The organism is Streptomyces sp. NPDC048291 (assembly GCF_043201715.1).
In the GTDB taxonomy this organism is placed as follows: domain Bacteria; phylum Actinomycetota; class Actinomycetes; order Streptomycetales; family Streptomycetaceae; genus Streptomyces.
Window position 1 is genome coordinate 1 of sequence record NZ_JBICZC010000001.1, and the last position, 13,495, is coordinate 13,495.

10 protein-coding genes are annotated in these 13,495 nt (G+C 75.0%); 4 read left to right on the forward strand and 6 right to left on the reverse strand.

The features are described 5' to 3' along the window. The first annotated feature begins 344 nt into the window (after positions 1-344). Positions 345-1,262 (forward strand): alpha/beta hydrolase, encoded by a 918-nt coding sequence (locus ACGF5O_RS00005; RefSeq protein ID WP_393807628.1) that lies wholly within the window; start codon positions 345-347, stop codon positions 1,260-1,262. A gap of 195 nt (positions 1,263-1,457) precedes the next feature. Here the strand turns inward: ACGF5O_RS00005 and ACGF5O_RS00010 are convergent, their stop codons facing one another. Both ACGF5O_RS00010 and ACGF5O_RS00015 read right to left on the reverse strand, forming a co-directional pair. Further along, positions 1,458-2,144: a response regulator gene (locus tag ACGF5O_RS00010; RefSeq protein WP_393807629.1), complete on the reverse strand. Its 687-nt coding sequence runs from the start codon at positions 2,142-2,144 to the stop codon at positions 1,458-1,460. Further along, a complete protein-coding gene (locus ACGF5O_RS00015) occupies positions 2,141-3,415 on the reverse strand; it encodes a sensor histidine kinase (RefSeq protein ID WP_393807630.1) in 1,275 nt (424 codons plus the stop codon). The genes ACGF5O_RS00010 and ACGF5O_RS00015 overlap by 4 nt, the downstream gene beginning before the upstream one ends. Before the next feature lie 132 nt (positions 3,416-3,547). Between ACGF5O_RS00015 and ACGF5O_RS00020 the strand changes: the two genes are divergently transcribed. Beyond that, positions 3,548-4,114, forward strand: a complete 567-nt coding sequence (locus ACGF5O_RS00020) for a class I SAM-dependent methyltransferase (RefSeq protein WP_393807631.1) — start codon at positions 3,548-3,550, stop codon at positions 4,112-4,114. Between the two features lie 213 nt (positions 4,115-4,327). Here the strand turns inward: ACGF5O_RS00020 and ACGF5O_RS00025 are convergent, their stop codons facing one another. Both ACGF5O_RS00025 and ACGF5O_RS00030 read right to left on the reverse strand, forming a co-directional pair. Further along, positions 4,328-5,161 (reverse strand): alpha/beta hydrolase, encoded by an 834-nt coding sequence (locus tag ACGF5O_RS00025; protein WP_393807632.1) that lies wholly within the window; start codon positions 5,159-5,161, stop codon positions 4,328-4,330. A 39-nt stretch (positions 5,162-5,200) separates the two neighbouring features. Further along, positions 5,201-8,383, reverse strand: a complete 3,183-nt coding sequence (locus ACGF5O_RS00030; RefSeq protein WP_393807633.1) for an AAA family ATPase — start codon at positions 8,381-8,383, stop codon at positions 5,201-5,203. 203 nt (positions 8,384-8,586) lie between these two features. On the opposite strand from ACGF5O_RS00030, the gene ACGF5O_RS00035 reads away from it, so the two are divergent. Continuing rightward, positions 8,587-9,015, forward strand: coding sequence for an ester cyclase (locus ACGF5O_RS00035; protein WP_393807634.1), 429 nt, complete (start codon positions 8,587-8,589; stop codon positions 9,013-9,015). Between the two features lie 54 nt (positions 9,016-9,069). On the opposite strand, the gene ACGF5O_RS00040 is transcribed toward ACGF5O_RS00035, so the two are convergent. Together ACGF5O_RS00040 and ACGF5O_RS00045 are read right to left on the reverse strand one after the other, a co-directional pair. Continuing rightward, positions 9,070-11,949, reverse strand: a complete 2,880-nt coding sequence (locus ACGF5O_RS00040; protein ID WP_393807635.1) for an AAA family ATPase — start codon at positions 11,947-11,949, stop codon at positions 9,070-9,072. Between the two features lie 27 nt (positions 11,950-11,976). Beyond that, positions 11,977-12,312: a hypothetical protein gene (locus ACGF5O_RS00045; RefSeq protein ID WP_393807636.1), complete on the reverse strand. Its 336-nt coding sequence runs from the start codon at positions 12,310-12,312 to the stop codon at positions 11,977-11,979. 196 nt (positions 12,313-12,508) lie between these two features. On the opposite strand from ACGF5O_RS00045, the gene ACGF5O_RS00050 reads away from it, so the two are divergent. Then, entirely contained in the window at positions 12,509-13,471 is a 963-nt protein-coding gene (locus tag ACGF5O_RS00050; protein WP_393807637.1) for a helix-turn-helix domain-containing protein, read from the forward strand. Positions 13,472-13,495: the final 24 nt, after the last annotated feature.

Sequence of the window (13,495 nt, forward strand, 5' to 3'; positions counted from 1 at the left end):
GCGCCTGCCGGCCGCATCAGGCAGCCCCGCTTCGGCCGGGCTCAGCTCTGTGCGCCGCGCCCTCAGAAAGGCGCCCAGTTCGCTGCCGTGGGCGTTGCCGCTGCTCATGGGTACAAGTCTTACAGCCCGCCGGGCCTGTGACAGTGGGCCTGTCGTGTCCCAGGACCGCGGTGTCCGGGGACAGGAGAAGCCCCTTACCCGCCCACGTACCACCTGCGAGTGTCGGTGACGTGGCCGGCGGACGGACCCGCCCCGAGGACGAAGGCGCCGGCGGAGGTCCCGCCGGAGGAATCCGTGCCGTCGCGGTCGCAGCACGCCTCGACCCGCACCAGGAGACACCGACCGTGAAGACCAGCGTCACCTTCCCCAGCAACGATCTCGCCCTCGCCGGGATTCTCCGCACCCCCGACGACCACGTCGGCGGCCGGCGGCCGGCCGTCGTCATCTCCCATCCGGGAGGCGGCGTGAAGGAGCAGAGCCCGAGCATCTACGCCGAGCGCCTGGCGCGGGCCGGATTCGCCGCGCTCGTCTTCGACGCCGCGTACCAGGGCGAGAGCGAGGGCGAGCCGCGCGGCATGGAGAACCCCTTCCAGCGAGCCGAGGACATCAAGTCCGCCGTGACCCACCTGACCACCCGTGACGACATCGACCCGGACCGCATCGGCGCCCTGGGTATCTGCGCGTCCGGCGGTTACGTCCCCTACGCCGCGCAGACCGACCACCGCATCAGGGCCGTCGCCACGGTCAGCGCCGTGGACCTCGGGTCGGTGTTCCGTGAGGGACTGGGCCGCACGCAGGACCCGGCGATCCTTCAGGCCATGCTCGACCAGGCCGGTGCGGCGCGCACCGCGGAAGCACGCGGCGCAAGCCCGCAGCTGGTGGCGTGGATCCCCGACAACGCCGAGGAGTTGCTGGAGACCGGAACCAGGCAGTTCCGGGAGACGTTCGAGTTCTACCGCACCCCGCGTGGCCACCACCCCCGAGCGGTCCGGGGCTGGGTACTGCGTAGCGTCGACCAGCTCGCCCAGTACGACTCGTACGCGATGATCGAGCTGATCTCGCCCCGCCCCCTGCTGATGATCGCCGGCTCCGAGGCGGAGAGCGCCTACTTCAGCCGGGAATCGATCGAGCGGGCGGCCGAGCCCAAGGAGTTGTTCGTCATCGCCGGCGCCACCCACATGGACCTGTACGACCAGGACGAATACGTCACCCCCGCCGTCGCGAAGCTCACCGAGTTCTTCGGCAGGCACCTGGCCGGGTGACTGCCCGCCACTGTGGGCGACGGCAAGGTCGGCAGCTCGGACGACCGGCAGCGGCTGGCCGTGGTGCCGAAGGACAAGACGTCCGCCGCGTGCACCGTCCAGGGCTGGGAACCAGGGCAGGCCTGTGTGCTGCCCTGCCTGCGGCGCGGTGGAAACACGGCGCTGCGGGCAGCATGGTGCTGTGCCGGTCGCTGTTCAGTCCCCGGCCCGTATCAGCCCGCTTTCGTAGGCGAAGATCACTGCGTGGATACGGTCGCGGAGGCCGAGTTTGGTGAGGATGCGGCCGAGGTGGGTCTTGACGGTCGTCTCCCCGACGAAGAGGCGGTCGGCGATCTCGCCGTTGGCCAGTCCCCGGGCGACCAGGGCGAGGACCTCCCGCTCCCGCTCGGTGAGCGCGGTCAGGCGGCCGCGCTCGGCGGGCACGGACGTGGGGGATTGCCGGACGAAGCGTTCGACCAGACGCCGGGTGAGTGAGGGCGCCACCATGACCCCGCCCCGCAGCACCGCCCGGACGGTCACCAGGATCTCCTCGGCCGGGGCGTCCTTGACGAGGAAGCCGTTCGCGCCGGCACGCAGGGCCGCGTAGGCGTACTCGTCGAGGTCGAAGGTGGTGACGACGAGGATCCGGGGTGCATGCGGCTGTGCGCAGAGGTGTTCGGTCGCGGCGAGCCCGTCCAGACCGGGCATGCGTACGTCCATCAGGACGAGGTCGGGTTCCAGGGCGGCCACGCCGGTGATCGCGGCATCCCCGTCGGCGGCCTCGCCCACCACGGTGAGGTCGGGCTGGCTGTCGATGACCATGCGCAGTCCCATCCGGATCAGTTCCTGGTCGTCGCAGATCAGCACCCGCGACGATGACGGGGTGGGGGCCGGGCCGGTCATGGGGTCGCCGCGGTGGGCTCGGGCTCGGGCTCGGTGGGGCGCAGGGTGGCGGTGACCCGGTAGCCCCCGTCGGGTGTGGGCCCGGCGTCGACGCTCCCGCCGTACAGGGCGGTGCGTTCGCGCATGCCGGTGAGTCCGTGACCGCGGGCGAGCAGCCGGGCGGGGCGCTCCGGGACGGCTCCCGCTCCGGTTCCGGCCGAGTTCTCCACCCGGACGAGGACCAGCCGTCCGGGCCCCTCGGTACCGGTGTCGACCCGTACGTGGATCGTGGCGTCCGGCGGCGCGTGCTTGACGACGTTGGTGAGCGCCTCCTGCACGATGCGGTACGTCTGCACGGTGAGGTCCGCCGTAAGGCCGCCCGGCTCTCCGCGAAGGTCCAGCCGGGCGCGCGTGCCGTTCGTGTCGAGGCGCCCGACCAGCCGCCGCAGATCGGCCGAGAGGGACTCGCCGGCCTCACCGTCGCCGGGTCCGGGGTCGTCGGACGAGGCGTCCGCGTCGGGGGTGCGCAGCACCTCCAGCAGCCGGCGCAGTTCGTCCAGGGCGTCGCGGCCGGTCGCGCTGATGACGCCGAGGGTGCGGTCGACGACCGTGGGGTCGGTGTGCCGCATCAGCCTGCCGCCCTCCGCGTTCAGCACCATGACGCTCACGCTGTGCGCGAGGACGTCGTGGATCTCGCGGGCGATGCGCGCCCGTTCCTCGGCGACGGCGAACCGGGCCAGGGCGAGGCGTTCCGACTCGGCGAGCGCGGCCCGCCGCTCGAACTCGGCGATATAGGCGCGCCGGGCACGGACGTACTCGCCGAACACCCAGGCCCCGGCCAGCAGGAGCCCCACGGCGAGCGGGGTGAGCCAGGCGCCGCGGGCACCCGGGCCTCCGTAGTCCCGCTGCCAGGCGGGAATCCACAGCAGTACGCAGCCGGCGGCACAGATCACCGTCGCCGCGGCGGCCCGGCGCAGGCCGCGTACCGTGAGGGTGGCCAGGACCGCGGCCAGGGCGACGGCGCCGCGTCCCGGTTCCTGTCCCCACACCTGTCCGAGGTACTGCGCCCAGAACGCGGCCGTCACCAGGGCCGCGACGAGCACCGGCCGGCGGCGCCGCCACAGCAGGGGCAGCACCAGGGCCGCGTACACGACCGCCTGTACCCAGACCGGTTGCCAGCCCGGCTGCGGGCGGATCACCGGGGGCACGGCGACCAGCACGACCAGCAGGACGTCCGTCAGCCACGGATGTCCGCGCCGCAGCCGGGGCAGGGTCTCGATCAGCCGATGCACCGCCTCACGCTACGGCCGGGGCCCGCTCCCCGGCATCGTCCTGGCGGGCGTCACCGGGTCCTCCCGCAGTCGTACGGACACCGGCCGGGGATACGACGTGCGGCCACCCGGGGCGCTTCCAGCATGGCCGCCATGTCGATCACCACCGAGTTCCTCAGGCGGCCCCTCACGACCGGTGCCGTGGCGGCCAGTTCACGACGGCTGGCGTACGCGATGACCGAGGGCATCGGCCTGGAGCGGGCCCGGACCGTCGCCGAACTCGGCCCGGGGACCGGGGTGTTCACCGACGCGATCCTCGCCCGGCTCGCCCCCGACGCACGGCTCGTCGCCGTCGAGCTCAACCCGGTGCTCGCCGCCCGGCTGTCGGCCACCCGGCGCGACACCCGGCTGACCGTGGTCCGGGGCTCGGCCGCCGAACTGGCCGCCGTGGTGGGCGAACCGGTCGACGCGGTGGTCTCCGGGCTGCCCTGGACGGTCATGCCGCAGTCCCGGCGCGGGCACATCCTGGATGCCGTGACCGAAGTCCTCGCGCCCGGCGGCCGGTTCACCACCTTCGCCTACCTGCACGCGGCCTGCACCCCGCCCGCCCGTCACTTCACCGCCGAACTGGCCTGCCGTTTCGACCGGTTGGAACGCTCGAAGACGGTGTGGGCGAACCTGCCGCCCGCTTTCGTGCACCGGGCCACCCAGCGGCCATGACCGCGAGCGGACCCGTGGGAGCGATGACCACGACCGGGAAGACCAGCGCGAGGGGGGGAGCCCATCCGCGCGGGGCCCCACCGACCGCGGCCCGGGTCGACACGGTCGTCCGCTCCGCACTGTGTCAGGCCGACGGGCGCACTGGCGCCGAGGCCGCCGCCCGCCTGGCACGGGCGCCGGGCCGTTGTTCCCCCAGGGGCGGCCCGGATCCGGTCAGGCGAAGCGGCGTACGAACGTCAGGGCCGTCTCGGCGACTTCCTGCCAGCCGCTGTCGATGGTGAGGGCGTGGCCCCGGTTCGGGATCTCGGTGATCTCGGTGACGCCCGGGTTGTGCAACTGCTGCTTGTAGGACGCGTTGGCGATGGCCCACGGGACGGTGTGGTCCTTCTCGCCGGAGATGATCAGCAGCGGGCCGCGGTCGGGGTTCTCGGTGTCGACCCTGGCCTCCGTCCAGGGGTTGAGGTTGGCCGTGGCGGCCTGGAAGATCGGGGCGCCGGGCGCCGGGACGGCGAACGTGTCGAAGAGTTCCTTGGCCTCCTCCTCGCTCACCGCGTTGGCGAAGGCGTAGCGGAACTGCTCGAAGGTGAGCGGGACCGCGCGGTGCCGGTTGGCAGGGTTGCTCAGCACCGGCGCGGACGAGCGGAGCGCGGAGACGGGCAGGGGCAGGACACCCCGGAAGGGGGCCGGGTCGATGGCGACCGACGCGGCGGACACACCCCGTCCGGCCAGGATCTGGGCGAGCAGGCCGCCGAAGGAGTGGCCGATCACGGCGGGCTTGCGCTCCAGTCCCGCGATCAGGTTCGCCAGGTGGTCGGCGACCTGCCCGACGGTCTTGCCTGCGAACACCTCGGGGTGGCTGTTGGCCTCCGTCACGGTCTCCGGGTCGTCGGGCCAGGAGAGCGAGACGGCGGCGTAACCCGCCTGGTCGAAGTACTCCACCCAGCGGTCCCAGCTGCTGGGGAGCAGCCACAGCCCGTGGACGAAGACCACGGGTGTTCTGCCGGAAGCGTTGGCGGCCTGGATCTGCTGTTCATCGTGTGCGGACATGGCCGAAGGCTAGGAAGCGCGGGACGCGGGTCGCGTCCGTCAGATGACGGGTCCTTCGACGTATTCGATGTATTTGGCGTGTTCGGCGTGTTCGGCGGGGGCGCCGCCGCGCAGTGCCCGTGCCGGTGTCCCGAGGGCGTCGCGCAGCGCCGCGCGGGAGCGGATGCCCAGCTTGGGGAAGATGTTGTACAGGTGGGTGCTGACCGTGCGCGGGGAGATGTACAACCGGGCGCCTATCTCCTTGTTGCTGAGCCCGGTGGCCGCCAGCTCGGCGATCTGGAGTTCCTGCCGGGTCAACGGGCCTTCCTCGTCGAGCGGTTCCGGCTCCGCCGACGGCGTCAGGGCGGCGAGTTCGGCGGCCGCCGCGGCGGCCCACGGCGCGGCGCCCAGCTCCTCCAGGGTGTGCAGCGCGGCCGTCAGGTGCTCGCGGGCGGACCCGGTGTCGCGGCCGTGGGTGCGCAGCCAGCGGCCGAAGGCGAGCTCGGCCCGGGCCCGGTCGAACGGGGCGTGGACGTCGGTGACCGCCAGCGCCCGCCGGAATCCGGCCTCGGCCGCCTCCGCCGGACCGGCGAGCGCCGCCGCCGCGTGTGTCAACAGCGCCAGCCGGGGCGAGAGTTCATCCAGCCGGGCGCGCCGCGCCATCGCCGCGTGGGCGCGCGCCTCGGCGGTTCTCCCGGTGTGCACGGCCGCCTCCACCAGGTCGTACACCGACCAGATGGCGCGCGGGTTCAGCGGGGGGAGGGTTCCGGGCGGGCTGATCAGCGTGCAGTCGCGGTACGCCGTCTCGTAGTCCCCCTGCCCCAGGGCGAGCAGCACGCGGGCCTGCCGGGCGGACACCTGGAGCAGGCCCAGCCGGCGCGGTTCGCTCCAGGCGAGGATGGACCTGGTGAGCGTGCCGACGGTCTCGGCGTCGCCCCGGACCGCCGCCACCAGGGCGAGCTGGGAGGCGAGCCGGAATCCCGCGAGGCGGTGGCCGAGTTCCTCCGCCGTCGCCAGGCCCTCGCGGGCCAGCGCCTCGGCCTCCGTGAAACGGCCGGCGAAGAAGGCCTCGTGGCCGAGGAGGATGGTGCCGTAGGACCACTGCACGAACGTGCCGCCCTCCCGGGAGCGCCGGGCGACCCGCATCCAGTGCTCGCGGTACTCGGAGGCCTCGTCGAAGTAGACGCTGAGCATGGACAGCTGGGTGACCGGCCGGGGGCCCGCGTCGGGCGGGAGGGCGGCGAACGCCTGCCGGATCCGCTGCCGGACCTCCGGGGCCCGCTCCTGCGGGGCGTCGAACGCCAGGCAGTAGAGCCGCACCTGGTCGGGGGCGTCCCGGCAGCGCTCCAGCACCTGGGGCCACAGATCGGCCCGCTGGGCGTAGAACGCCACCAGCGTCAGCAGGAACTGCAGTTCACCGACAACCTCGCGGACCGCAGCGGGCGACGGCTGCACCCCGGCACCGTCGGTCCTCGCACCGTCGGTCCCGGCGGCCTGCGGCCCGGCGCCGTCGGTCCTCGCACCTTCCGCCCCGGCGGCCTGCGGCCCGGCGCCGTCGGTCCTCGCGCCGTCGGTCCTCGCGCCTTCCGCCCCCGGAGCCTCTGTCCCGGCGGACAGCAGCCCGGCACCGGCGGTCCTCGCGCCGTCGGTCCCGGCGGCCTGCGGCCCGGTGCCGTCCGCCCCCGCACCTTCCGCCCCGGCGGCCTGCGGCCCGGCACCGTCCGTCCTCGCGCCGTCCGCCCCCGCACCCTCCGTCCCGGCGGACAGCAGTCCGTCGATCACGCCGGTCAGCAGTCGGTGGGCGGCCGTCGCGTCGCCGTCCGTCTCCAGCAGCGCGTACACCCTGGCCAGGGCGGCGCGCGCGGTGTCCTGGGGTGAGGCCCGCTCCCAGTAGTCGTCGTCGACCAGGATCGCGGTGACGTCGAGGGCGCCGGACTGGGCGGCGGCGTACGCCGCGTGGGCCAGCCGCCGGCTGCCCTCGGCACGCTCGGGGCTGAGCTCCGCGGCCCGGCGCAGCGCGGTCACCGCGAGGGTGGCGCTGCCGCGCCCCAGAGCCGCCCGCCCCGCCTGCTCCAGATCGGCCGCGAGGGGTTCCTCCGGTCCCAGGGAAGCGGCGACCAGGTGCCCGATCCGGCGTTCGGGGTCCCGGTCCAGGGCCCCGGCCAGGGCGCGGTGCGCCGCCCGCCGCTGACCGGGCCGGCAGGTGCGTACGACGGCCGAGCGGACCAGCGGATGCCGGAAGACCAGCCGGCCGGCCCGCGCATCCACCCGCACCAGGCCCGCCTCCTCGGCGGCCGGCAGTGCCGCGTCGGCCTCCTCCATCCCGTCCGGATACGCGGCCCAGATCGTGCGCAGCCCGCCGGTCCCCTCCAGCGCGGCGACCAGCAGCAACTCCAAGGTTTTCGGTGGCAGTTCACGAAGCCGGGGCGCGAACAGCGCCTCCAGCCGGTCGTCGACGGGCAGGGACAGCGGCAGCGGGGCCGCACCGGTGAACTGCTCCCGGGTCAGCAGCGCCGGCAGCTCCAGCAGCGCCAAGGGGTTGCCCGCGGCCTCCTGGAGCAGCCGTTCGGACGCCTGCGGGGCCAGCCCGGGGTGGGCCGCCCGCAGCAGGGCGGCGGCGGACCGCTCGTCCAGTGTCTCGACCCGGCGGCGTGGCAGTCCCTGCCGGTCGAGCGCGTGCGCATGGCCCTCCCGGCCCGCGACCAGCAGATCCACCGGGAGCCCGTGCAGCCGGCGCGCGACGAACTCCAGGACGTCGCCGCTCGCCCGGTCGAGCCACTGCACGTCGTCGATCACGACGAGGACCGGGCCGTCCTCCGCCGTGCGCCGCAGGGCTTCGAGTACGGCGACGGAGGCCGCGAAACGTTCCGGCGGTGCCTGGGCCTCGGAGCTGCCGAGGATCCCTTCCAGCACCGCGCGCTGCCCGGGCGCCAGCCGGTCGAAGCCGTCGCGCATGCCGAACAGCAGCTGGTGCAGGCCGGAGTAGGTCAGCGTGACCTCGGACTCCACGCCGGCGAAGCGCAGCACCCGGAACCCCGAGGCCCGCGCGTCGCCCGCGGCGGCCTCCAGCAGTGCCGTCTTCCCCACCCCGGCCGGGCCCTCCAGCAGCACGGCCGTCCCCGCGCCCCCGCCCGCCGACCGCCGGCGCAGCTCCGCGAAGAACTCCAGGTCCGCCGACCGCCCCAGCAACCGGACGGCGCCCCCGCCGACCGCTCCGGGTCCGGATGACTGCTCGATGGACATGCGGGCTCCTCACCGTGCCGAGTGGCCGCCGGGCAGGCGGCGGACGGACCGTCGGGTCCGGCGGCGGACAGATCGTCGGGTCCGGCAGGGAACGGACCGTCAGGTGACGTATGGCCCGCCGCGGGTGCCGGGCCCTGGAATGGCTTCCGGCGTGCCGGTCCCCGGCACCCCGGAGCGGCTACGGAAGGCGGCAGGGCGCCGAGATGATCTCCAACCTGACCCGGATGCGGGCCATCGACGATGCGTGGAACGAACGCGACTGGGCTGCCTACGAAGCGCTCCTCGCCCCGGACCTGACGGCCTGGGCGGCCGGCGACGAAGGCCCGCACGGACGGGCCGAACACGTCGCCCGGGCACGGAGGTTCTGCGCCCTCTTCCCGGAGAACCACGTGCTCACCCAGCCCTACGTGGCCGCGTTCGGGCACGGTGAACAGACCTGCACCGTCGCCCGGCTGCGCGGCCGGATCACCAGGCCGGTGCCGCTTCCCGACGGGACCGAGGCGGCGGCGACCGGCCGGAGCTTCGACGTCGCCTTCACCACGGTCTGCCGCTGGCGGGCCGGGGCGATCGCCGAGCAGTACGAGTTCATCGACCAGGAGTCCTTGCGGCGAGCCCTTGGCATCGGGTCGTGAACGTCGGTCCCGTACCGCACCCGGTGATCCCTTCGTAGAGGAGGACGTGTGCCGTCACCGTAGGTCCGGGGGAGGGCCCGCCGAATCCTTGAGACCCGTAGTCCCCTCGTCCCCGAGCGCGGCCAGCGCGTCCCGCAACTGCCCCCGGGCCGTCACCCCCAGCTTCCGGAAGGTCTTGCGCAGGTGGTACTCCACCGTGCTGGGGCTGAGGAACAGCTGCGCCGCGATGTCCCGGTTCGCCGCGCCCGCGGCGGCCAGCCCGGCGATCCGCGCCTCCTGCGGGGTGAGACGGACGGCGGCGTCCACCGGACGGTGCCGCAACCGCTCGCCCGTGGCGGCCAGTTCGGTCCGGGCGCGCCGGATGTAGAACTCGGCGCCCATGGCCTCGAACAGGGCGAGAGCGGTCCGCAGGCTGTCCCGCGCCTCCCGCCGCCTGCGCCGCCGGCGCAGCCACTCGCCGTAGAGGAGGTGCGCGCGGGCCGTCTGCGGCCGGGCGCCGGACGCCTCCAGGTGCTCGATCGCCTCCAGGTAGAGCTTCTCGGCCTCGTCGTCGTCCGCGACCAGCGCGCGCGACCGGGCCAGCAGGCCCAGGGCGACGGATGTGCCGCTGGCGGTCGCGACGGTGTGCAGCCTGGTCAGGGCGGCCCGCGCGGTCTCCGGGTCCCCGGACCGCTGGGCTGCCTCGACCAGTTCCGGGAGGACGTTCGCGCTGGTCGGCCCCGGGGTGTCGGCGGCGAACACCCGCCGTCCGTGGGTCAGCGCGGCCGGGTAGTCGCCCAGCGCCACCTCCAGCTGGCACAGGGCGAGGTGCGGGACGAGGGCGCCGTAGTGCTCCCGGCCCGCCGCGGTCGCCTCCCGGATATGGGCCTCGGCCGCCTCGCGCGCGGCCTGCTCGGGGCCGGTCACGCAGTACAGCAACTCGACACCGCCGCCGGTACGGCCCTGCTGGCGTGTCGTCAGGTCGGACAGGTCGGCCGCGGCCCGGCCGAACTCCGCCGCCGCTGTGAAGTTGCCCCGCCACAGCTCGGGTATCGCGCGCAGCAGCAGCGCCAGCGACAGGGCGCCGTGCGCTCCCCGGGCCCGGGCCAGCTCGACCCAGCGCGAGGTGAGTGCCAGCAGGCCCGCAAGGTCCCACATCTCGCCGGCCAGCACGCTGCCCAGGTTGAAACCGCGCAGGTCCTCGCTGCCGAGGAGGCTCCGCACGCAACGCCGGTACAGCGGGTAGGCGGCGGCGGGGCCGTCGAGCAGCCGCGCGGTCAGCGCCGCGCTGATCAGGTCGGTCGGAGAGACGGACTCCGGGCCGGCGGAGTCTGGGTCGGTGGACTCCGGGGCGGCGGAGTCCGGGGCTGCGGAGTCCAGGGCGGCGGAGTCCGGGGCCGTGGGTGCCAGCGCGCGCACGGCCCGCGCCACGGTCGTCATGTCGGCCTTGCCGGTCCAGGTGGCCGCCTCCAGCGCCTGGAACAGCGTGTCCCGGGCGGCCCGTTCGTCGTCCGGGAGCAGCAGTTCCGCCGCCTCCAGCAGCAGCGGGAGCGTCTCCCGTACCTGCCCCTGGGCGAACCGGATCGCCGCCAGCAGCCGCAGCCGCTCCGCCCGCCCGGACCCGGCCAGGGGCAGCGCGGCGACCTGCCGGAGCATGGCCTCGGCGGCGGCCGGGTTGCCGGTCTCCAGGGTCGCCCGCGCCGCCGCCAGCAGCCTGCCGGGCCGGCGCCCCTCGTCCGTGGTCAGCTCCACGGCCCGGCCCAGGAGCCGTGCCGAGGCCGCGTAGCCACCGCGGTCCACCGCCCGCCGCGCCGACCGTTCCAGATCGCCGGCGAGGTCCTCGTCGGGGTGGACCGCGGCCAGCGCCCGGTGCCACACCCGGCGGTCCGGGTCGCCCTCCTCGGCGGCCAGCGCCTCGTGGGCCAGCCGGCGCTCCTCGGCCGACGCACCGTGGTACACCGCCGAGCGCAGCAGCGGATGCCGGAACCCCACCCCGACCCCCTGCCCGACCACCAGGAACCCCCGCTCCTCGGCCACCACGGCCGCCTCCCGCCCGGCACCCAGCCGGCCCGCGGCCCGCCATACGAGGTGGGTGTTCCCCGAGGTCTCGGCGGCGGCCACCAGCAGCAGGGTCCGGGTGGCCGCCGGGGCCGCCGCCACCCGGCGCCGGAAGACCTCTTCCAGACGGCGCCCCACCGGCAGCGGGTCCGGGAGCGCCACCGCGCCCGCCAGCTGCTCGGCCGACAGTTCCCCGGCCAGCTCCAGCAGGGCCAGCGGATTGCCGCGGGCGCCGGCGACCAGGCGCTCGGCGACCTGGTCGTCGACGTGCGCGGCACCGCCGATCAGGTCCCTGGCGACACCCGCAGGCAGTCCCTCCAGGCGCAGCTCCGGCAGACCGGCGAAGACCGTGCCGCCGTCGTCGGGGTCGCGGATGCCGAACAGCAGGGCGACACGGCCGGAGCCGACGCGGCGGGCGACGAAGGCGAGGGCGTCCGCGGATTCCCGGTCCAGCCACTGGGCGTCGTCCACGACGCAGACGACGGTCCGTCCGGCCGCCGCCTCCGCCAGCAGGCCGAGCGCGGCGAGACCGACCAGGAAACGCTGCGGCGCGGGACCGGACTCCAGGCCGAACGCGGTGCCGAGCGCCCGGCGCTGCGGCTCGGGAAGGGCGGGCAGACCGGCCATGAACGGCGACAGCAGCAGCTGGAGTCCGGCGTACTGCAGATCCGACTCGGACTCGATCGCCGCGATGTGGCTCACCGGGCCCACCCCCGCGACGCCGGCCGCGGCCACCGCGGTCCGCAGCAGCGACGTCTTGCCGACGCCGGCCTCGCCGCGCACCGCCAGCACCCCGCCGTCGCCGCCGTCCGCCCGGTCGACGACGGCCCGCACCGCGGCCAGCTCCGCCGCGCGCCCGAGGAACCGGACGCCGGTCGGGGACAGCTCCTGAGACATGGGACTCCCTTCCGTCCGCCCGGCCGTTCAGGCCCGAGTGCCGTCGGCCGGGCGGCTGCCCGTGCGCCATTCGCCCGACGGGATGCCGTAGGCCTGCTCGCACAGACACCCGAAGCGGCCGGCGTCGCGGAAGCCGTGACCGCGGGCCACGGCGGTGATCGCCGGCCGGCGATCGTGCGGGGCGGCCGGCGCCTGTGCGGGGCGGCCGGACCGGCGGCTCGGGCTCCCCGCGGCGACGGCACCGGCCGCCGCGGCGCGTTGGTCGACATCGACCCACGGGACCGAGGGGCCGACGGCGGTGCTGAGCGCCTCGGACCGGTCGGCCGGGGCCGGATCCCGCACGTCGAAGGTCACGGCCGTCATGATCGGTTCCTCTGGGCTGCTCGAACGGTCGACGCCGGCCACGGCGGGCGCGGCTCACCCCGACAATAGGCGCCCGGCACGGCACCGTGACCGGCGTTGCGTGCACGGCCGTCTGCGTACCGTGCACGCCGGTTCCCCGCCCGCCTGCACGGGTCTCCCGGCCCGTCGCCCAGGTCGGTTACGCTCCCCGGTACGCATGAAGACGCAGTGGAGTACCTCGGCGTACGCCGTCGACGACCGGGCCGAGGCCATTCGGCAGACGATCCGGGACCGCGTCGTACCGGTGCACATCGCGCTGCCCGAGCGGCCCGAGGACGTGTACTGCGAGGTGTCGATCACCGGCGTCGGACGCGTCCAGCTCAGCACCGTCCGGGCCAACCCGGCGACCGTCGAGCGGTCCCCGCGGCTGGCCGCGGCCGACTGGGAACCCTGCCTCTTCCTCAGCCTCCAGCGCGCCGGGACCAGCAGTGTCGTCCAGGACGGGCGGGCGGCCACCATCCGGCCCGGCACCCTCGGCTGCTACGACACCCGGCGTCCGTACACCCTGCTCTTCGACGGCGGGGTGGACACGCACTTCCTCCGGATACCGGTGGCCGAACTGGGCCTGCCGGACGCCGTCCTCGGCGACGTCACCGCGCGTGTGCTCGGCGGCGGCGACGGTGAGTCGGTCGCCGCGCTGGGCGCCTCCTGTCTCTCCCGGCTGGCGGCCGTCCCCGACCTGCACACGGGCCCGGCGGCGGAGCACCTGGCCAGGGCCACCCTGGAGATGGTCCGCGCGGTGATCGCCGATGCCTGTGACCTGGAGGTGGCGGCCCGCGTGGCCCGTGAGGAGACCCTCGGCCCGCGCATCCTGGAGTATCTGCGGCGCCATCTGACCGACCGCGACCTCACCCCGGGCGCGGTGGCGAAGGCCCACCACATCTCCCTGCGCCACCTCTACGCCGTACTCGCCCGGGAGGGCGTCAGCCCCGGCGAGTGGATCCGCCGGCAGCGCCTCGAAGGGGCCCGCCGGGAGCTGGCCGGCCCCGGGGCCCGCCGCGACACCGTCGCCGCCGTGGCCCACCGCTGGGGATTCACCGACGCCTCCAGCTTCGGCCGCTCCTTCAAGGACGCGTACGGCGTGACTCCGCGCGACTACCGGGACCGGCCGCACGGCTGACCCGGCGCACCGCGGCCGACGTCC

Excerpts from the sequence above, each read along its gene's own strand:
- ACGF5O_RS00045 (WP_393807636.1), bottom strand. The coding sequence starts at position 12,312 with ATGACGGCCGTGACCTTCGACGTGCGGGATCCGGCCCCGGCCGACCGG.
- ACGF5O_RS00035 (WP_393807634.1), top strand. The coding sequence starts at position 8,587 with ATGATCTCCAACCTGACCCGGATGCGGGCCATCGACGATGCGTGGAAC.
- ACGF5O_RS00030 (WP_393807633.1), bottom strand. The coding sequence starts at position 8,383 with ATGTCCATCGAGCAGTCATCCGGACCCGGAGCGGTCGGCGGGGGCGCC.
- ACGF5O_RS00050 (WP_393807637.1), top strand. The coding sequence starts at position 12,509 with ATGAAGACGCAGTGGAGTACCTCGGCGTACGCCGTCGACGACCGGGCC.
- ACGF5O_RS00025 (WP_393807632.1), bottom strand. The coding sequence starts at position 5,161 with ATGTCCGCACACGATGAACAGCAGATCCAGGCCGCCAACGCTTCCGGC.
- ACGF5O_RS00010 (WP_393807629.1), bottom strand. The coding sequence starts at position 2,144 with ATGACCGGCCCGGCCCCCACCCCGTCATCGTCGCGGGTGCTGATCTGC.
- ACGF5O_RS00020 (WP_393807631.1), top strand. The coding sequence starts at position 3,548 with ATGTCGATCACCACCGAGTTCCTCAGGCGGCCCCTCACGACCGGTGCC.
- ACGF5O_RS00040 (WP_393807635.1), bottom strand. The coding sequence starts at position 11,949 with ATGTCTCAGGAGCTGTCCCCGACCGGCGTCCGGTTCCTCGGGCGCGCG.